We start from the raw sequence: 19,574 nt of genomic DNA on the forward strand, positions 1-19,574 counted from the left end.
TAGTAGTGGCGAGCGAACCGGGACCAGGCCAGTGCTCTTGTGACATAAAGGCGAACGACCTGGAAAGGTCGGCCATAGTGGGTGACAGCCCCGTAGCCGTAAAACAGCAAGAGACTCGAGTAGGGCGGGACACGTGAAATCCTGTCTGAACATGGGGGGACCACCCTCCAAGCCTAAGTACTCCTCTGCGACCGATAGTGAACAAGTACCGTGAGGGAAAGGTGAAAAGCACCCCGACAAGGGGAGTGAAACAGATCCTGAAATCGGAAGCCTACAAGCAGTCGGAGCCCCCAAGCGGGGTGACGGCGTACCTTTTGTATAATGGGTCAGCGACTTCATGTGTCGAGCAAGCTTAAGCCGTTAGGTGTAGGCGTAGCGAAAGCGAGTCTGAATAGGGCGACAAGTTCGACGTATGACGACCCGAAACCAGGTGATCTATCCATGAGCAGGATGAAGGTAAGGTAACACTTACTGGAGGTCCGAACCCGTGAATGTTGAAAAATTCTGGGATGACTTGTGGATAGGGGTGAAAGGCCAATCAAACCTGGACATAGCTGGTTCTCCGCGAAATCTATTTAGGTAGAGCGTCCGACGTATTCCTTGGGGGGTAGAGCACTGGATGGATGCGGGCTGCGCGAGCGGTACCAATTCTAACCAAACTCCGAATACCCAAGAGAACTATCGGGCAGACACACGGCGGGTGCTAACGTCCGTCGTGAAAAGGGAAACAACCCTAACCATCATCTAAGGCCCCCAAGTAACGGCTAAGTGGGAAACGATGTGGGATTGCTTTGACAATCAGGAGGTTGGCTTAGAAGCAGCCATCCTTTAAAGAAAGCGTAACAGCTCACTGATCAAGCGATCCTGCGCGGAAAATGTAACGGGGCTTAAGCCGTTCGCCGAAGGTATGGGTGTGCACTATGTGCATGCGGTAGCGGAGCGTTCCGTAAGCCGGTGAAGGTCAACTGCGAGGTTGGCTGGAGGTATCGGAAGTGAGAATGCTGACATGAGTAACGATAAACAGTGTGAGAAACACTGTCGCCGAAAGACCAAGGGTTCCTGCGTAAAGCTAATCTGCGCAGGGTTAGTCGGCCCCTAAGGCGAGGCTGAAAAGCGTAGTCGATGGGAAGCAGGTAAATATTCCTGCACCAGCTAGAAGTGACGGATGGCATAAGTTGTCGGGGCTTATTGGATTGTTCCCGGCAGTGGCGTCGTCCCTGGAAATAACTCTAGCAGAGACCGTACCCGAAACCGACACAGGTGGTCAGGTAGAGTATACCAAGGCGCTTGAGAGAACTGTGCTGAAGGAACTCGGCAAATTGCACGCGTAACTTCGGAATAAGCGTGACTCACTCCGGGCAACCGGAAATGAGTGGCACAAGCCAGGGGGTAGCGACTGTTTAGCAAAAACACAGGGCTCTGCGAAGCAGCAATGCGACGTATAGGGTCTGACGCCTGCCCGGTGCCTGAAGGTTAAAGGGAGATGTGAAAGCGTCGAACTGAAGCCCAGGTAAACGGCGGCCGTAACTATAACGGTCCTAAGGTAGCGAAATTCCTTGTCGGGTAAGTTCCGACCTGCACGAATGGCGTAACGACTTCCCCACTGTCTCCAGCACAGGCTCAGTGAAATTGAATTCCCCGTGAAGATGCGGGGTTCCCGCGGTCAGACGGAAAGACCCTATGAACCTTTACTATAGCTTCGCCTTGGCGTTAGCGACCGTATGTGTAGGATAGGTGGGAGGCTATGAAACCGGGGCGCCAGCTCTGGTGGAGCCATCCTTGAAATACCACCCTTACTGTCGTTGACGTCTAACCGAGGGCCGTTATCCGGTCCCGGGACATGGCGTGGTGGGTAGTTTGACTGGGGCGGTCGCCTCCTAAAGTGTAACGGAGGCGCGCGATGGTGGGCTCAGACCGGTCGGAAATCGGTCGTCGAGTGCAATGGCATAAGCCCGCCTGACTGCGAGACTGACAAGTCGAGCAGAGACGAAAGTCGGCCATAGTGATCCGGTGGTCCCGCGTGGAAGGGCCATCGCTCAACGGATAAAAGGTACTCTAGGGATAACAGGCTGATTTTGCCCAAGAGTCCATATCGACGGCAAAGTTTGGCACCTCGATGTCGGCTCATCACATCCTGGGGCTGGAGCAGGTCCCAAGGGTATGGCTGTTCGCCATTTAAAGTGGTACGTGAGCTGGGTTCAGAACGTCGTGAGACAGTTTGGTCCCTATCTGCCGTGGGTGTTCGAAGCTTGAGAGGATCTGTCCCTAGTACGAGAGGACCGGGATGGACATACCTCTGGTGGACCTGTCGTGGCGCCAGCCGCGCAGCAGGGTAGCTATGTATGGAATAGATAACCGCTGAAAGCATCTAAGCGGGAAACTAACCTCAAAACAAGGCTTCGCTGAGGATCGTGGAAGACTACCACGTTGATAGGCCAGGTGTGGAAGCGCGGTGACGCGTGAAGCTTACTGGTACTAATAATCCGATCGGCTTGATCGTTTCTCAGCAAAACTCATTCGGTTCTACTTGCCGATAAATATCGCGACGATGTCTTCTCATTCTTATGTATCCGGTTGACCTGGTGGCTATGTCGGAGGTTCCCCACCCGATCCCATTTCGAACTCGGTCGTTAAGCCCTCCAGAGCCAATGGTACTTCGTCTCAAGGCGCGGGAGAGTAGGTCGCCGCCGGGTCTACCAGATACATAAGAATGTCTCCCTCGAACCCTCTTCCTTCACTTACTACCGTTTGCCGCGGGATGGAGCAGCCCGGTAGCTCGTCAGGCTCATAACCTGAAGGTCGCAGGTTCAAATCCTGCTCCCGCACCCAAAATCAACCCCGCAGCCTCGCTGCGGGGTTTTTTGTTGCCCGGATCCCAGGTCGTCTGTGCCCGTGCACAGCGCCCGCCCGCCAGCCGGTGCATGGTGCCCGGTGATCCCCCTCACTCCTTCGGCTTGAAGCGGCGGATGATGCCCGAATAGGTCATCAGCGTTCGCCCGGACGCCGTAATCTGACCCCGCACAAAAACCAGGCTGCCGCCCGCACGCACAACCTCACCCGTCGCCTCCACGAGTTCGCCAGCATAGGCCCCGTCGATGAAGTTGGAATCCAGCTGGATGGTCACGCCACTGCGTCCTTCCATCTCGTTATAGGCTGTCTGAAACAGGGCGATGTCGGCGAATGTCATCAAGGCTCCGCCATGCATGCGGCCACCCGCATTCATGTGGCGCGGCTCAGCGCGGAATGCGGACCGGGCCCGTCCGTCCTCCTCGATGCGGAAATAGAAGGGGCCGACGGTTTGATCGAACGTCCCTTTCAGGTCCCAGGTCAGCCAGCCGGCGAACTCACCTTCCGTCACCGTGATCGTGCCGACCATTTCGCCTTTTGCCTCTTGAATCGTGCGGACTTCTTATCTGTCTCGCAATGCAGCATATAGGGGCGATGAGCGACCCCATCGAAACAGCCATCTTCGAAAAATTATCAGCAGCCGATCCAAAAGGCGTCGGCGGCAAGAGCATAGAGCCTGCCGAGGTGGCCAAGGCTCTGCAGCCTGAACAATGGCAGCGCATGCTGCCCAGGGTGAAGGCCGTCGCCTTGGGTCTGATGCGTCAGGGCCGGCTGACCATCACCAAGAAGGGCAAGGCAGTTGATCCGTCCAGCGTCAAAGGCGTGATCCGTCTGCGGCTGCCGACCGAGGCCGAGACGGCGGCGGCTCTCGCCGCCCTTCCGACCGCCACTGCGGACGATGACGACTTCGCCTGATCGTTCATCGGATCTGGATGACGTCCTGGCCGACATCCGCGCTTGCCGCGCCTGTGCCGGAGAATTGCCGCATGTGCCGCGCCCCGTCGTCCGGGTCTTTCACCAGACGCGCCTGCTGATCTGTGGCCAGGCCCCGGGGCGGCGGGTGCATGAAAGCGGTCTGCCATTCACTGATCCATCCGGCGACCGGCTACGCGATTGGATGGGCGTCGACTATGCCACCTTCTATGCTGACCGACGCATTGGCGTGGCGGCGCAGGCCTTCTGCTATCCGGGCACGGCGGTGAAGGGTGGGGATTATCCGCCGCCCAGACGCTGCGCCGAACTATGGCGGCCACGTCTGTTGGCGGCGCTGCCGCGGATGGAGTTGACGCTGCTCGTCGGCGGCTATGCCCAGGCCTGGGCCCTGGGCGACCGGGTGAAACGGACGATGACCGACACCGTAAGGGCCTGGCGCGATTACGGTCCGTCGATCCTGCCTTTGCCCCATCCGTCGTGGCGCAACACGGCGTGGCTGCGGCGCAATCCGTGGTTTGAGGAAGAGATCCTGCCCTATCTCCGGGACAGGGTCGGCGGTATCCTCCGTGCCGATGCTTAGACCAGCGCTTCGCTCGATCGGCCCGGTTCTGGCGTTGGCCCTGGCCTTGGTCGGCTGCGCCACGCCGCACGTTCAAGCGGCCCTGACCCCGCCGCCGGACTTTGCCGGCCCGCAGATCGCGGACCGCGCCTTCGTGATGCAGGACGGGGCCCGGCTGCCCTTCCTGTATTGGGCACCGCAAGGGGTAGAGCCCGCCGTCGTGATCGTGGCCCTGCACGGGATGAACGATCACAAGGCCTCATACCGGCTGGCGGGGCCTTGGTGGGCCGAGCAGCGTATCGCGACCTATGCCTATGACCAGAGGGGGTTCGGCCAAGCCCCAGGGCGCGGCGAGTGGGCCGGCGCGTTGCTGCTGGAGGACCTGCGCACGATCGTGGCCCTGGTTCGGGCGCGGCATCCTGGTGCCAGGGTGGCCATTGTGGGCGAAAGCATGGGCGGGGCGGTGGCGATCGCCGCCATGACCTCGGACCGGGCCCCCACTGCCGACCAGGTGGTCTTGCTCGCGCCGGCCGTCTGGGGCTGGTCCAGTCAGTCGCCCCTGAATCGCGTCAGCCTGTGGGTCGCGGCCCGGGCCTTGGGCGACAGGGCGGTCGAGGCGCCGGAATGGGCCGTCCGGCGGATCGTGTCATCGGACAATACAGTCGAACTGATCCGCAACGGCCGTGATCCTGACAGCCTCCTGTCCACGCGGTTTGACACCCTGTCCGGTCTGGTCGGGCTGATGGAGACGGCCAGCATCAGCCTCGGCCGGGTCCCCGTGCCGACGCTGCTGATGTATGGTGCCGACGATCAGATCATCCAGGCCGGGCCCATGCGTCGCGCCCTGGAGCGTGCCGGCGCGCCGCCGACGCTGCGCACGGCCTATTACGCCGATGGCTATCACATCCTGAACCGTGATCTGCAGGCAGAGGTCGTCTATCGCGATGTTGCGGCGTTCGTCAGGGACCCGTCAGCGCCGCTGCCGTCGGCCGCGCCACCTGTTCTTGAGGCCCTGAGGTCGCGCTGACGCGAAACCGCCACGCTTGCCGTGTTAGACGCCCGGGCCTAATCATCTTCCAACAAAAAAATACCCAGGGAGACGCCTGCTATGGGCATGACGCTGTTCGATTCGCCGTCTTTTTCGAATCATGAGGGCGTGCACGCCTTTTATGACGACAAGACCGGTCTCAAGGCGATCGTGGCGGTCCATTCGACCGCGCGCGGACCGGCCTGCGGTGGCACGCGGATGTGGAACTATGCCTCCTCAGCCGAGGCGCTGGAGGATGTGCTGCGGCTGTCCAAGGGCATGAGCTACAAGAATGCCGTGGCGGATCTGGAGATGGGGGGCGGCAAGTCGGTCATCATCGGGGACGCCCGCACCCAGAAGACGCCCGAGCTGTTCCAGGCGTTCGGTCGTGCCGTCGAAAGCCTGGGCGGCGTTTACTACGCAGCCGAGGACGTCGGGGTGTCGGTGGCCGACATGGCCGTGGCACGCCAGGAGACGGCCTATGTCCTGGGCCTCAAGGATGGTCCTGAAGCCTCGGGCGACCCGAGCCCGGTGACGGCCGAGGGCGTCTATCGCTCCACCCTGGCGGTCGTGCGGCGTCTTTGGAAGCAGGACGATCTGACCGGTCTGACCGTGGCCATCCAGGGGATCGGCCATGTCGGCGGCTACCTGGCCGACAAGCTGGCGGCGGCGGGGGCCAAGCTGGTGATGACCGACGTCAATGCGGGCCTGCTGGCCGAGGTCGCCTCGCGGACCGGTGCCCGGATCGTGGCTCCTGACGCCATTTATGACGTGCCGGCCGATATCTATGCGCCGTGCGCCCTGGGCGCGACGCTGAATGCGACGACCCTGGATCGCCTGTCGGTCAAGGCCGTGGTCGGTGCCGCAAACAATCAGCTGGCGACGGCCGAGATCGGCCAGGCCCTGTTCGAACGTGGCGTCCTCTATGCCCCTGATTATGTCGTCAATGGCGGCGGTATCATCAATGTGGCGTCCGAACTGCGGGCGCGCCAGACGGGGACGGCCTACGATCCGGCCTGGGTCGAGGCCAAGCTGGCCCGGTTGATCGAGACCTTCGAGGAGATTCTGGATCGCTCGGCCAGCCAGCGCATGCCGACCCATCAGGTCGCCGACGCCGTGGCCGAGGGGCGCATTCATGCGGCCGAGGCTATGAAGCTGGCCGCCTGATCCGATAGGGTCGCCCCTTCGCTTCGAGGGGCCGACCATGGCCGACCATGCCACGCCGAATCTGCCGTCCAGCGACTTCGACCGGACGTTCGCCTTCTATGCTCCCCTGGGGTTTGTGGAAGGCTGGCGCGATAAGGGCTGGATGATCCTGACCCGCGGGGATCTGGTGCTGGAGTTCTTTCCCTATCCGGACATCGACCCGCGGACGAGTTCGTTCAGCTGCTGCCTGCGGCTGGACGACCTCGACAGTTTCTATGCCGTTTGCAAGGCGACGGGTCTGCCCGAGACCCACCTGGGGCGTCCGCGCCTGCATCCGCCCCGGACCGAACCCTGGGGCGGCCGGGTCGGTGCCCTGATCGATCCGGACGGGACATTGCTGCGTCTGATCCAGAACGGATCAGAGACCATCTGAGGCCGAACACCCTTCCTTAACGCCACGTTTACCATGGGGGCGGCAGTTTCTGCCTAGCGGGGCAGGTCGGCAGCTTCGTCAGTAGAGTTGGCGGGGACGCGTGGGCGGCTTCACGGGGGCATTGCAGAGGTTCGGGATCGGTCGCCTGGCGGCCATCCTTGGCGTGGCCGCTGGCGTCACGGCCGTTCTGATCTTTCTGATGATGCGTGTGGGCCAGGCCCCCGACGCCCTGCTGTATTCCAATCTGGACCTGCGCGAGGCGTCGGAAATCACCGCCGCCCTGGACGCCGGCGGTATCAAATATTCATCCAAGGGGGACGGCTCGACGATCTTCGTCAGTCGCGACCAGGTCGGAGAGGCCCGGCTGATGCTGGCCGGCAAGGGTCTGGTGACGTCCGGATCGGTCGGATACGAGCTATTCGACAACCAGTCGGTCCTGGGTCAGACCGAGTTCCAGCAGAACCTGAACGCCCAGCGTGCTCTGCAGGGCGAGTTGCAGCGCACGATCATGTCGATGCGCGGTATCACCTCGGCGCGCGTGTCCATCGCCATGCCGCAGCGGGCGCTGTTTCAGTCCGAAGCTGCCGATCCGACCGCCGCCGTGGTGGTGGGCCTGGGCGGTCGCGACCTGACGGGCGATCAGGTGCGCGCCATTCGAAACGTCGTCGCCTCGTCCGTGCCGAACCTGAAGCCGGACCGCGTGACCGTGGTGGACGACACCAACCGCACCTTGGCCGCCGGTGCCGAAGACGAGGGCTTTACGTCCGCCTCTGCCGAAGAGGCGAAGGCGACGACCGAGAGCCAGTTGCAGGCCCGCATCAAGGATATCGTCGAGGGTGTCGTCGGTGCTGGCGCGGCCCGCGTGCAGGTCACAGCGGAGATCGACCACAGCCGCTCGACCACGCAGGAGCAGAAGTTCGATCCGGATGGCCAGGTGGTTCGCTCCACCTCGAGCAATGGATCCACCTCTCAGGACACGACCGGCGTGCCCAATGGCGGTGTGACGGCGGCCGAAAACATTCCCGGCGGCGAAGCGCCCGGTGCGGCCGTGGCGGGCTCGACCTCCCAGGACCAGACCGAGACGATCAACTACGAAATCTCCAACGCCACGACCACGACGGTAAAGGAGCCGGGCGAGGTCAAGAAGCTGTCGGTTTCGGTGGCGGTCGATGGCCGCTGGACCCCTGCGGCCAACGGCGAGGGTGAGCCCACCTATGCGGCGCGCACGCCCGAGGAGATCGAGCAGATCAAGGCCCTGGTCGCTGCCGCCGTCGGCATCGATCCGGCGCGGGGCGACAAGATCGAGGTGCTGAATGTGCGCTTCAACCGCGATGCGGCTCCGGCCCTGGCGGGCGAGGGCGGCTCTTCGATGTTCGACTTCGGCCGAGCCGACATCATGCGCGGCGTGGAGCTTCTGGTTCTGCTGATCACCGGCCTGCTCTTGATCTTCTTCGTGCTGCGTCCGCTGTTGAAGACCGCGTCCGGCGCAGGGGCTCAGGGCATGGTTGCCGGGCCCGGCGGAATGTCGGTCACGACCTTGCAGACCTCGCCCGTTGGCGGGGCAGCGGCCGGCATGCTGGCGGGGCCCGCAGGCCAGCTGATGGGGCCAAGCGACATGGAGCAGCGGCTGGACATCGCCCGCATCGAGGGACAGGTGAAGGCGTCCTCGGTCAAGAAGGTGGCGGACTTCGTCGAGAAGCATCCGGAGGAATCCACCTCTATCCTCCGCACCTGGGTGCATGAAGGCTGATGGCGCGACTGGTCTCCAAGAAGCCGGCGATCGACGATGCCCGCAAGCTGACAGGGCCGGAGAAGGCGGCCGTCATCCTGCTGGCGCTGGGCGAGGAGCACACCCGCCTGTGGCAGGGGCTGGACGAGGACGAGATCAAGGAAATCTCTCAGGCCATGGCGACCCTGGGCACGGTCAGCGCCCAGGCCGTCGAGGATCTGATGCTGGAGTTCGTCTCGGGCATGAGCGGCTCGGGCGCGGTCATGGGCAGCTTCGAACAGACGCAGAAGCTGCTGGCCTCCTTCATGCCGGTCGACAGGGTCGAGTCGATGATGGAGGAGATCCGCGGACCGGCCGGCCGGACCATGTGGGACAAGCTGGGCAATGTGAACGAGGCGGTCCTCGCCAACTATCTGAAGAACGAATACCCCCAGACGGTCGCGGTGGTCCTGTCCAAGATCAAGCCCGACCACGCCTCGCGGGTGCTGACCAGCCTGCCCGAAGACTTCGCCCTGGAGTGCGTCCAGCGGATGCTGCGGATGGAGCCGGTCCAGCGCGAGATCCTGGACAAGATCGAACAGACCCTGCGGACCGAGTTCATGTCCAATCTGGCGCGCACCTCCAAGCGCGACAGCCACGAGATGATGGCGGACATCTTCAACAGCTTCGATCGTCAGACCGAGGCCCGTTTCATCGGGGCCCTGGAAGAGCGCAACCGCGAGGCGGCCGAGCGTATCCGCGCCCTGATGTTCGTGTTCGAAGACCTGTCGCGACTGGACCCCGGCGGCGTCCAGACCCTGTTGCGGGCGGTCGAGAAGGACCAGCTGGGCCTGGCCCTGAAAGGGGCGTCCGAGACGCTGCGCGAGATGTTCTTCTCCAACATGAGCGAGCGCGCCGCCAAGATCATGCGCGAGGACATGAACAGCATGGGCCCGGTCCGTCTGAAGGACGTCGACCTGGCCCAGATGGCAATGGTCCAGGTGGCCAAGGATCTGGCGGCCAAGGGCGAGATCATGCTGGCCGGCCAGGGCGGCGATGACGAGCTGATTTACTGACATGAGCACCCCTGTCCCCATTCTCAGCCGACCCTTCGTTTTCGACACCGAGTTCGACGGCGTCGGCGATGTCGTTCGCGCCTCCTCGTTCCGTCCGGCCAAGCGATCCTATCTGCCAGCCGAGGTAGACGCCCTGGTCGCGCAGGCCCGGCTGGAGGGCCGCGAGGCCGCCCTGGCCGAGGCCGACAGTCTGCGTTCCATGGCCTTCAGCACGATCGGCCAGGCCTTGGCGACCGGCCTGCCGGCCCTGGCCGAGGTTGCGCGGGCGCATCGGGAACAGTCGGCCGAGCTGGCCCTGGCCGCTGCGCGCGTGATCGCCTCCGCCGCCCTGGATCGTCTGCCGACCGGACCCCTGCAGGCGGCGCTGGAAAGCCTGGCGCAGGAGGTCGACGCATCGCCGCGCCTGACGATCCGCAGCCGAACGCTGGACGAGGCGGGTCGTGCCGATATCGAGCGTCTGTGTTCGGAAGCCGGCTTTACCGGAGCCGTGGCCTTCCGGGAGGAGCCGGGCATGCCCGTCGCCGCCTTCTGCCTGGAATGGGCGGACGGGCGGGCCGAATACGATCCCGAAGCCGCCGCAGACCGGCTTGCCGAGGCCCTGGCCTCTGCGCTCGCTGCCGAAGCTGGACACGCCGAACCCTTTCCTAATGGGACTCGAAACTGATGGCTGCCGACATGCCCCTGGAGGAGTTCGCCTCCTCGACCGCCCTGGCGACGACCGATGACGGCCACGACAAGACGGCGTCCGATCTCGCGCCGGTCTTCGACGTGCCCGTGAACATCTCGGCTGTGCTGGGCAAGGCCCACATGACCGTCGCCCAGCTGCTGAAGCTGAACAAGGGCAGCGTGCTGGAGCTGGACCGAAAGGTCGGCGAGGCCATCGACATCTTCGTCAACAACCGCCTGGTCGCCCGCGGGGAGGTCGTCGTCGTCGAGGATCGCCTGGGCGTGACCATGACGGAAATCATCAAGACCGAGGACACGGGCGCCTAGGCGTCCGCATCCTGAGTACGGATTAAGGGAGAAGACCCATGCGGCTTCTGGTGGTCGGCAGACTGAGCGGACAGCTCGCTTCGGCGGTGAAAATGGCCATGGCGCACGGTGCCAAGGTCCAGCATGTCGAGCGCGGCGATCAGGCGACGGAGCAACTGCGCCGCGGGCAGGGGGCCGACCTTCTGATGGTCGACTACCGTATCGACATCGCCGCCCTGATCGCAGCGAACGAGGCCGAGCGGATCCATGTGCCGGTGGTGGCCTGCGGCGTCGATGCGGCAGCGGCAGAGGCGGCTGCGGCCATCAAGGCCGGAGCCAAGGAATTCATCCCCTTGCCGCCGGATGCGGATTTGATCGCGGCGGTGCTGGCGGCCGTGGCCGACGACGACCGGCCCATGATCTCGGCCGACCCGGCGATGAAGGCGGTGATCGGACTGGCCGATCAGGTCGCCCGCTCCGAAGCCTCCATCCTGATCACCGGCGAAAGCGGCGTCGGCAAGGAGGTGATGGCCCGCTATCTGCACCAGAATTCGCGGCGCGCGGAGCGTCCCTTCATCAGCGTCAACTGCGCGGCCATTCCCGACAACCTGCTAGAGTCGGAGCTGTTCGGCCACGAGAAGGGGGCCTTCACCGGCGCCGTCGCCCGCCGCATCGGCAAGTTCGAGGAGGCCGACGGCGGCACGCTTCTGCTGGACGAAATCAGCGAGATGGACGCCCGCCTGCAGGCCAAGCTGCTGCGCGCCATCCAGGAGCGGGTAATCGACCGGGTCGGGGGCTCCAAGCCGGTGCCCGTCAACATCCGCATCATTGCCACTTCCAACCGCGACCTGGCCAAGGCGGTGGCCGAGGGCACCTTCCGCGAAGACCTGCTGTATCGGCTGAACGTGGTGAACCTGCGCCTGCCGTCGCTGCGCGAGAGACCCGGCGACATCGCCGTGCTGGCCGATCATTTCGTGCGCAAATACGCCGCCGCCAACGGTGTGCCGCCCCGTCCGCTGTCGCCCGAGGCGCACCGGGCTCTGGTCGCTCATCGGTGGAACGGCAACGTCCGCGAGCTGGAGAACGCCATGCACCGGGCGGTGCTGCTGGCCGTGGGCCCGGAGATCGACGTGGAGGCCATCCGCCTGCCGGACGGCCAGCCGCTGAGCGGGGGGATCAGCCCGTATGATGCCGGCCCGGCCGGCCGCGCGGCCCAGACGGCCGACACCGTGTCGCGCGCCGCCGTGGGCCAGACCGTCGCCCAGATGGAAAAGACCCTGATCCTGGACACGCTCAGCCACTGCCTCGGCAACCGGACGCATGCCGCCACCATCCTGGGCATCTCGATCCGCACCCTGCGCAACAAGCTCAACGAATACGCCGACGAAGGCACGGTCATCCCCGCGCCCCAGAGCGGAATCGCCGCCAGCGGCTATGCGGCGGCCTGATCCATGGGCATGCGCGCGGACCGCAGAAGCGTTCTGACTGGATTGGCGGGTCTCGGACTGGTCGGATGCGACCGCGCGCCGCTCAGCGACGTGCGGGTCACACCGTTCGACACAACGCTGGACCTGTCCGCGCTGGAGGCCCGCCATGGCGGGCGTATCGGTCTGTCCGCCTTCAACGACGACGGCCGCGTGACATGGAGAGGCGGCGAGCGGTTCGTCTATTGCTCGACCTTCAAGATGTTTCTGGCCGCCGCCACCCTGCTGCGCGTCCAGGCAGGTCAGGAGCGGTTGGACCGGGCCATCCCGATTACGGCCGCCGACATGATCGTTCATGCTCCGGTCACCGAGCCCGCCGTGGGCGGCGCCCTGACGGTGTCCCAACTGATGCAGGGCACGGTCGAGGTCAGCGACAATCCGGCCGCCAACATACTGATCCGCGAGATGGGCGGGCTGGAGGCCTTCGGTGCCTTCTATCGCGGCATCGGCGACACGGTCACCCGCGTCGATCGTCTGGAGCCCGAGATGAACCGGCTCGACGGTGACAAGGACACGATTACCCCGATCCAGTCGGCAACCAACATCAGCCGCCTTCTGGTGTCGCCGAACACGCCTCTGGACACGGCCTCGAAGGCCCTGCTGACGCGCTGGATGACCGATAGCCCGACCGGGCTGGGCCGGATCAAGGCCGGGGTGCCGACCGGCTGGGGTGTGGCGCACAAGACTGGAACCGGCGGCTATGGCCCGGTCAACGACATCGGTGTGATCTATCCGCCGTCGGGCGATCCGGTCGTGATCGCCATCTACTTCCATGCCGAGCGCACCACCCGGACGGCTGATGCGGAAGCCGTCGTTGCCGAGGCCACGCGACTGGCCCTGACGGGTCTGGGGATCACATGACCGACATCCCTGCTGCCCCTTTGCTGAAGGACGGGATGGCGCGTCCGTCCGGGGCCGACATCCGCGGCTGGCTGATGCGCGGCGAGGTCGGCATGGCGGTCGGCGTGATCGGCGTGATTCTGCTGCTGATCCTGCCGATCCCGAAGTTTCTGCTGGATCTGCTGCTGGCTATTTCGCTGGTGTCCAGCGTGCTGATCCTGATGACCGCCCTGATGATGAAGCGGCCGCTGGACTTCGCCATCTTTCCGACGGTGCTGCTGGTCTCGACCCTGTTCCGGCTGGGTCTCAACCTGGCCTCGACGCGCCTGGTTCTGTCTCACGGGCATGAAGGGCACGATGCCGCCGGCCAAGTGATCGCCGCCTTCGGCTCGCTGATGATGGGCGGCAGCTTCATCATCGGGCTGATCATCTTTGCCATCATTCTGGTGGTGAATTTCGTGGTCATCACCAAGGGCTCGACCCGGATCGCCGAGGTCAGCGCCCGCTTCACCCTGGACTCCATGCCGGGCAAGCAGATGGCCATCGACGCGGACCTGTCCGCCGGGCTGATCACCGAGGATCAGGCCAAGCTGCGCCGCAAGGAGCTGGAACAGGAATCCACCTTCTTCGGGGCCATGGACGGTGCGTCCAAATTCGTGCGCGGCGACGCGGTCGCGGGCCTGATCATCGTTTTCATCAATGTGATCGGCGGCATCCTGATCGGGGTCATCCAGCATGGCCTGCCGATCGGCGATGCGGCCAACACCTATGTGCAGCTGTCGGTCGGCGACGGCCTGGTGACCCAGGTGCCGGCCATCATCATCTCGATCGCCGCCGGCTTCCTGGTGTCCAAGGCCGGGGTGGAGGGATCGGCGGACAAGGCCCTGGTCTCCCAGCTGGCCACCAACCCCGTCAGCCTGGGCGTGGTCGCGGGGGCATCCGCCTTCCTGGCTGTGATCCCGGGAATGCCGATCATCCCGTTCATGGCATTGGCCGCGGGGGCTGGCTTCATGGCGTGGCGTCTGGGCCGCGCCCGCCTCAAGCCTCAGCCGACCGAGGCCGAGATCGCCGCCGCCGCATCGGCGGGCAAACCTAAGGAAGACGTCGAAGAGCCGATCGGCACCGCCCTGACCATCGACGAGGTCAAGATCGAGCTGGGCTATTCACTCCTGTCCCTGATCAACGACCTGGAAGGGCGCCGCCTGACCGATCAGGTCCGGGCCCTGCGCCGCTCGATGGCCCAGGAGTATGGCTTCGTCATGCCTTCGGTGCGCATCCTGGACAATATGCGGCTGGGCACCCAGGGCTATGCCATCCGCATCAAGGAGATGGAGGCCGGGGCTGGAGAAGTGCGCCTGGGCCAGCTGCTCGCCATGGACCCTGCCGGTCGCCAGGTCGAACTGCCCGGCGAGCACACCAAGGAACCGGCCTTCGGCCTGCCCGCCACCTGGATCGACGAGTCCCTGCGCGAGGAGGCGACATTCCGGGGATACACGATCGTGGATCCCTCCACGGTCCTGACCACCCATTTGACCGAGATCCTCAAGGAGAACATGGCCGACCTGCTGTCATTCGCGGCGGTGCAGAAGCTGCTGAAGGAACTGGACGGCGAAGAGAAGAAGCTGGTCGACGAACTGATCCCCACGGTGGTCACGGTCACGACCCTGCAGCGGGTGCTGCAATCGCTGCTGCGCGAGAAGGTCTCGATCCGCGATCTGGCAGCGATCCTGGAGGGTCTGGCCGAAGCCGCGCCGCACACCACCTCGGTCACCGCCCTGGTCGAGCATGTCCGGGCCCGGCTGTCGCGTCAGCTGTGCTGGCAGCACCGGGGCGACGACGGGGCTCTGCCGATCGTGACCCTGTCGCCGGAATGGGAGGCCGCCTTTGCCGAAAGCCTGATCGGTCAGGGCGAGGACCGGCAGCTGGCCATGGCCCCCTCGCGGCTTCAGGACTTCATCCGCAACGTCCGCGACGTGTTCGAGCGCGCCGCCATGGCGGGCGAGACGGCAGTGCTGCTGACCGGCCCCATGGTCCGCCCCTATGTCCGCTCGATCATCGAACGGTTCAGGGGCCAGACGGTGGTGATGAGCCAGAACGAGGTCCACCCCAAGGCCCGCCTGCGGACCATCGGCACGGTCTGATCCCGTCAGGTTTCGACGGTGGCGAACAGCGATCTGAACGTCAGTGTAGGCACCCTTGCCGACGGAGAGTCTGTTGTTGAAATCCCTGACGTTTTCAGCGCTGGCCGTAACGGTTGCTGCCCTGGCTCCGCCCGCCCAGGCCCAGCACACCAGGCTGGAGGACGCGTGGAATGTTTGCGCGGGGATCGCAGGATCAGGGCGCGCCGAAGCCGCTCTGGCCTCGTCCGCAACGGCAGCAGGCTTTCCTCAGCTGGAGCCGGGCTTCCACGGTCTGCGTGACGAGCAGGGGCAGGTGGTGGTGTTGGGCATCGAGCGTCCGTTGGACGGCGTGGTCCACTGTATGGTGGGTCACAATGGCGGAGAACAAGCCGATCTGGCCGCTAGGGCAGAGCGCTTCTGGCGGGCGCGGGGCTATGTAGCGACCAACAGGCGAAGCGCGATCTATTCCGGCGTCGAGAGCCTTCGGTTCACCTCCGTCGCCGTGAGCGCGGAAGGACCCGACTTCTGGGAAACCAGCGTGGAATGGGACCTGGACTGACGCCGGGCCGCCTCAGTTCACCGTGGTCCAGCCGCCGGCCGAAGCGTTGCGGGCCTGGGCGTTCACCGGACGGGCGATCAGGCCGGACTGGGTGATCCAGACCTCATAACGGGCACCATCGGCCATCGGCATATAGGCGGCGCTGCCGTAGAGGGTGTCCACGGTATCGACGCGGTGGCGATAGCGGCGCGCGGCATCCCACACGCTGACCTTCCACGGCAGAGGCGTCCCCATGACCGTTGGAGGCTGGTCGCCGCCAGACAGCGGATGCACGCTGCGCGGGGCATTCAGTTCCTGTTCGATCGACTGATAGCGCCCCGACAGTCGGTCCAGACGGTACTGGCTGTCCAGGCCGAGGACATTGGCCCACGGCTTCCATTTCAGGACCTGGGCCTCCATCCGCCACTCGTCGCCGTGCAGGGGCAGGACCACGGTTTGCGGCGGATCGGTCTCGGTCCGGCCCGGTTGCGTTACGGTGGCCTCGAAATACTGCGGGCCCAGTTTCTTGATCTGCAGGGTGGCGACCGGGCGCTCATAGGTCAGGCGGGCGTAGGTCTGGATGTTCATGCCGGCCAGTGCCGCGATCACGGCACCGGCGACCAGGCCACCGCCCCCGACCGCACCCAAAGCCCCGCTGAACAGACGGCCTCGGAACAGGCTGCCCAGACCGCTGACCAGGAACACCACGCCGATCACGCCGACCACAGCAGGAAGGATCCACCACCACCAGATCATGCAAAAACCTCCATACAGCCTGCGCCAGCATAGACCGCTTCCGCCTCGCGGGTCGAATGTTCACCCCAGACGCGACTGGACTTGCGGCGCACGTGCCGTAAACGTCGCCGAATGATCTCCAAAATCCGCCAAGGGCTGGCTGCGATCGGCCGTTTTTTACGTGTCCCCACCTTGGGCAGGACGGTGGTCGGCATGCTCACCCTGGCGTTGGCCCTGCTGCTGATCGTCAATGCGGCGACCTTCGTGATGATCCTGCGGACCGCCGACTTCAACGACGAGGTCGAACGCGGGAATGAAATCCGGGTCACGGCCAAGGATGTCCTGGCGCGGCTGGTTGACGCCGAGACGGGTCAGCGAGGCTTTCTGCTGGTCGGCCGGGGCGATTATCTGACCATCCATGGCGAGGCGATCCGCGAACTGCCCGTGCTTTTCGATGAGCTGGAACGGCTGGCTGCCGGCGATGCCGTCCTGATGAGCCATGTCGAGCGTATCCGGGACTTTTCGCAACAGCGTCTGGTGGTAATGGAGCGAAGCATCGCCCTGGCTCAGGCGGGGCGGGGGGGCGAGGCCGTCAATATCGTGCGCGGCGGCCAGGGCAAGGAGGCGATGGACGCCATGCGGGCGGAGATCGCCGCCATCGACCAGATCGTGATGGAGCGCCTGAGCTCCCGGACCCAGCAGTCGGAACTGGCCGCGAAGCTGACCATGGGAATCAATGCCCTGGCTGGGGTGCTTGTGCTGCTGCTGGCCGCCATCAGCGTCTGGCTGGTCCGGCGCTATATCGCCGACGTCCAGGCCGCCAGCTATGAACTGGACCGCGTCAATGCGGGGCTGGAGGAGGAGGTCCGCAATCGTACCGGGGCCCTGACCCGAGCGAACGAGGAAATCCAGCGTTTCGCCTATATCGTAAGCCACGATCTGCGCGCGCCCCTGGTCAACGTGATGGGCTATACCTCCGAGCTGGAACAGGCCGGAAAGGTCATCGATCGCCAGATCATCCGGATGGAGAGCGAGGCTCCGGATCTGATCGAGCGCGATGCCGTCCTTGCCGTGCGCGAGGACATGCCTGAGGCCGTCGGCTTCATCCGCGCCTCGACCGAGAAGATGGACCGGCTGATCAATGCCATTCTCAAGCTGTCGCGCGAGGGGCGTCGCAATCTGGCACCGGAACTTCTCGATGTGACCGCCATGGTCGGCAAGATCGCCGACAGCGTGCGGCACCAGACCGAAGCGGCCGACGCAGAAATCGTGGTCGAGCCGCTGCCGACGATCGAAAGCGACCGTCTGTCGATGGAACAGATTCTGGGCAATCTGATCGACAACGCCGTGAAATACCTGGAGCCGTCGCGCCCTGGCCGGATCGTGATCGAAGGCCATGAGGTCCCCGGTGGATGGGTGGTCTATCGCGTTGTCGACAACGGCCGTGGTATTTCAGAGCGCGATCACGAGCGGATTTTCGAACTGTTCCGGCGCTCGGGGCGGCAGGACCGCTCGGGCGAGGGCGTGGGTCTGGCCTTTGTCCGTAACAGCGTGCGTCGCCTGGGGGGCACCATCGATCTGGAGTCCGAACTGGGCAAGGGCTCGACTTTCCATCTCAAATTCCCCAAACGCCTGATCCTGTCAGAGGCTGGAGACCTAACATGACCACTGCCGTTAAGATCGTGATGGTCGAGGATGATCTTGGCCACGCCAAGCTGATCGAAAAGAACATCCGCCGCGCCAATATCAACAACGAGATCCGGCATTTCGCCGACGGCGGTACGGCTCTGGACTATCTGTTCAGCGAGGAGGTGCGCGCCAACGGGCCGATGCTGATCCTGCTGGACCTGAACCTGCCGGACATGTCCGGCACGGACATCCTGGAACGGGTCAAGGCGGACGAGCGCCTGCGCCGCGCGCCGGTGGTGGTTCTGACCACCACGGACGACAAGGTCGAGATCCAGCGCTGCTATGACCTGGGTTGTAATGTCTATATCACCAAGCCGGTGGACTATGAGTCTTTCGCCGGTGCCATTCGGCAGCTGGGTCTGTTCTTGTCGGTGATCCAGGCCCCCGACATTGAGTGATCGATATCGAGTGAAGGGGACTGCGTGAGCCAGCCCGAACGGGTCATCCGCCTGCTCTACATCGACGATGATCGCGGTCTGTCGCGCCTCGTCCAGAAGGAGCTTGCCCGCCACGGCTATGAGGTGACCTGTGCACCGGATGGCGATGCGGGCCTTGAGGCCCTGCGCGGCGGCGGGTTCGATGTCTGTGCGCTGGACCATTACATGCCGGGCCGCGAGGGGCTGGACGTCCTGCCCGACATCCTCGCGATCGAGGATGCGCCGCCTGTCGTCTATGTGACCGGAACCCAGGAGGGCCGCATTGCCGTGGCCGCCCTGCGGGCCGGTGCTGCAGACTATGTCATCAAGGACGTGTCCGAGGATTTCACGGCCCTGCTGCGAAACGCCATCGAGGACGCTCTGATCCGCCGTAGCCTGCAACGCCAGGCGGACGAGGCCCAAGAAGAGGTCCGGCTGGCCCGCGACCGGGCCGAAGCCATGCTGCGCGAAGTCAACCACCGCGTCGGCAACTCGCTGCAGCTGGTGTCCAGTTTCATGTCGCTGCAACTGCGCCATCTAGCCGACGAAGGGGCTCGCATTGCCCTGAAGGAGTCTCAGGCGCGGATCGAAGCGGTCGCCCATGTGCACAGGCGCCTCTACACCTCGGGCGAGATGGGCAGCGTGGCCATGGACGAGTATCTGGAAGGCCTGATCGAGGAATTGGGCGCGTCGCTGGGGCCTGAGGCCAACGGCCCCCGCCTGACCTTGCAGGTCGAGCCCATGCGCGTCTCGACCGACCAGGCCGTGTCGCTGGGCGTGGTGGTCACCGAACTGGTCACCAATGCCGTGAAATATGCCTATGCGCCGGGCGAGGCGGGCGAAATCCGTATCATCCTGCGCCCGGACGCGGACGGCCGCGCCTTGCTGACGGTCGAGGACGACGGGCCGGGCATGGGCGAGGGCAAGCCCAAGGGTACGGGACTGGGCGGCAAGATCATTTCGGCCATGGCCAGCGGCCTGCGCTCGGCAGTGGAGTTCGATCCCGGGCACAAGGGCGTCCGCGCCCGGCTGGCATTCGACCTCTAGGGCG

General features: G+C 64.5%; 18 protein-coding genes, 1 tRNA gene and 2 rRNA genes (1 of these 21 running past the window's edge). 19 read left to right on the top strand and 2 right to left on the bottom strand.

Features of this window, described 5'->3' with window-relative positions:
* The 3 genes from JIP62_RS13355 to JIP62_RS13365 all read left to right on the top strand — a co-directional run.
* Positions 1 to 2,500: ribosomal RNA gene (locus JIP62_RS13355) — 23S ribosomal RNA — on the top strand (it extends 288 nt beyond the left edge of the window).
* A gap of 78 nt (positions 2,501 to 2,578) precedes the next feature.
* Positions 2,579 to 2,693, top strand: a 5S ribosomal RNA gene (gene rrf / locus JIP62_RS13360).
* Between the two features lie 59 nt (positions 2,694 to 2,752).
* Positions 2,753 to 2,829, top strand: a tRNA-Met gene (locus tag JIP62_RS13365).
* Between the two features lie 112 nt (positions 2,830 to 2,941).
* On the opposite strand, the gene JIP62_RS13370 is transcribed toward JIP62_RS13365, so the two are convergent.
* The gene (locus JIP62_RS13370) at positions 2,942 to 3,376 is read right to left on the bottom strand and encodes a PaaI family thioesterase (RefSeq protein WP_201102639.1); all 435 of its coding nucleotides are present in this window, start codon (positions 3,374 to 3,376) and stop codon (positions 2,942 to 2,944) included.
* Positions 3,377 to 3,441: 65 nt separating this feature from the next.
* Between JIP62_RS13370 and JIP62_RS13375 the strand changes: the two genes are divergently transcribed.
* From JIP62_RS13375 to JIP62_RS13435, 13 genes are all read left to right on the top strand, one after another.
* A complete protein-coding gene (locus JIP62_RS13375) occupies positions 3,442 to 3,762 on the top strand; it encodes a DUF3253 domain-containing protein (protein WP_201102640.1) in 321 nt (106 codons plus the stop codon).
* Positions 3,746 to 4,360, top strand: coding sequence for a uracil-DNA glycosylase family protein (locus JIP62_RS13380; RefSeq protein WP_201102641.1), 615 nt, complete (start codon positions 3,746 to 3,748; stop codon positions 4,358 to 4,360). The genes JIP62_RS13375 and JIP62_RS13380 overlap by 17 nt, the downstream gene beginning before the upstream one ends.
* Complete coding sequence (locus JIP62_RS13385; protein ID WP_201102642.1) at positions 4,353 to 5,366, top strand: alpha/beta fold hydrolase; 1,014 nt, start codon at positions 4,353 to 4,355, stop codon at positions 5,364 to 5,366. Before JIP62_RS13380 ends, JIP62_RS13385 begins: the two co-directional genes overlap by 8 nt.
* Positions 5,367 to 5,453: 87 nt before the next feature.
* Positions 5,454 to 6,533: a Glu/Leu/Phe/Val family dehydrogenase gene (locus JIP62_RS13390; RefSeq protein ID WP_201102643.1), complete on the top strand. Its 1,080-nt coding sequence runs from the start codon at positions 5,454 to 5,456 to the stop codon at positions 6,531 to 6,533.
* 37 nt (positions 6,534 to 6,570) lie between these two features.
* A complete protein-coding gene (locus tag JIP62_RS13395) occupies positions 6,571 to 6,945 on the top strand; it encodes a bleomycin resistance protein (RefSeq protein ID WP_201102644.1) in 375 nt (124 codons plus the stop codon).
* 100 nt (positions 6,946 to 7,045) lie between these two features.
* Positions 7,046 to 8,695: a flagellar basal-body MS-ring/collar protein FliF gene (fliF, locus tag JIP62_RS13400; RefSeq protein WP_201102645.1), complete on the top strand. Its 1,650-nt coding sequence runs from the start codon at positions 7,046 to 7,048 to the stop codon at positions 8,693 to 8,695.
* Positions 8,695 to 9,729, top strand: coding sequence for a flagellar motor switch protein FliG (fliG, locus tag JIP62_RS13405; protein WP_201102646.1), 1,035 nt, complete (start codon positions 8,695 to 8,697; stop codon positions 9,727 to 9,729). Before fliF ends, fliG begins: the two co-directional genes overlap by 1 nt.
* 1 nt (position 9,730) lies before the next feature.
* Complete coding sequence (locus JIP62_RS13410) at positions 9,731 to 10,393, top strand: FliH/SctL family protein (protein ID WP_201102647.1); 663 nt, start codon at positions 9,731 to 9,733, stop codon at positions 10,391 to 10,393.
* Complete coding sequence (gene fliN / locus JIP62_RS13415; RefSeq protein WP_201102648.1) at positions 10,393 to 10,722, top strand: flagellar motor switch protein FliN; 330 nt, start codon at positions 10,393 to 10,395, stop codon at positions 10,720 to 10,722. The genes JIP62_RS13410 and fliN overlap by 1 nt, the downstream gene beginning before the upstream one ends.
* A gap of 38 nt (positions 10,723 to 10,760) precedes the next feature.
* On the top strand, positions 10,761 to 12,149 hold the full coding sequence (gene flbD / locus JIP62_RS13420) for a sigma-54-dependent transcriptional regulator FlbD (RefSeq protein ID WP_201102649.1): 1,389 nt from the start codon (positions 10,761 to 10,763) through the stop codon (positions 12,147 to 12,149).
* Positions 12,150 to 12,158: 9 nt separating this feature from the next.
* Entirely contained in the window at positions 12,159 to 13,046 is an 888-nt protein-coding gene (bla, locus tag JIP62_RS13425; RefSeq protein WP_201102650.1) for a class A beta-lactamase, read from the top strand.
* Positions 13,043 to 15,166: a flagellar biosynthesis protein FlhA gene (gene flhA / locus JIP62_RS13430; protein WP_201102651.1), complete on the top strand. Its 2,124-nt coding sequence runs from the start codon at positions 13,043 to 13,045 to the stop codon at positions 15,164 to 15,166. Before bla ends, flhA begins: the two co-directional genes overlap by 4 nt.
* A gap of 76 nt (positions 15,167 to 15,242) precedes the next feature.
* On the top strand, positions 15,243 to 15,704 hold the full coding sequence (locus tag JIP62_RS13435) for a hypothetical protein (protein ID WP_201102652.1): 462 nt from the start codon (positions 15,243 to 15,245) through the stop codon (positions 15,702 to 15,704).
* A 12-nt stretch (positions 15,705 to 15,716) separates the two neighbouring features.
* Here JIP62_RS13435 and JIP62_RS13440 read toward each other — a convergent pair whose 3' ends face one another.
* Positions 15,717 to 16,439, bottom strand: coding sequence for a hypothetical protein (locus tag JIP62_RS13440; RefSeq protein ID WP_201102653.1), 723 nt, complete (start codon positions 16,437 to 16,439; stop codon positions 15,717 to 15,719).
* A gap of 192 nt (positions 16,440 to 16,631) precedes the next feature.
* Between JIP62_RS13440 and JIP62_RS13445 the strand changes: the two genes are divergently transcribed.
* Genes JIP62_RS13445 through JIP62_RS13455 form a run of 3 tightly spaced genes read left to right on the top strand, consistent with a single transcriptional unit; the run spans position 16,632 to position 19,570 of the window.
* A complete protein-coding gene (locus tag JIP62_RS13445; RefSeq protein WP_230974766.1) occupies positions 16,632 to 18,083 on the top strand; it encodes a sensor histidine kinase in 1,452 nt (483 codons plus the stop codon).
* Positions 18,080 to 18,505 (top strand): response regulator, encoded by a 426-nt coding sequence (locus JIP62_RS13450; RefSeq protein ID WP_201102655.1) that lies wholly within the window; start codon positions 18,080 to 18,082, stop codon positions 18,503 to 18,505. The genes JIP62_RS13445 and JIP62_RS13450 overlap by 4 nt, the downstream gene beginning before the upstream one ends.
* Before the next feature lie 24 nt (positions 18,506 to 18,529).
* Positions 18,530 to 19,570, top strand: a complete 1,041-nt coding sequence (locus tag JIP62_RS13455; RefSeq protein WP_201102656.1) for a sensor histidine kinase — start codon at positions 18,530 to 18,532, stop codon at positions 19,568 to 19,570.
* The last annotated feature ends 4 nt before the right edge of the window (positions 19,571 to 19,574 follow it).

The sequence above is a fragment of the Brevundimonas vitisensis genome (assembly GCF_016656965.1).
Lineage (GTDB): Bacteria > Pseudomonadota > Alphaproteobacteria > Caulobacterales > Caulobacteraceae > Brevundimonas > Brevundimonas vitisensis.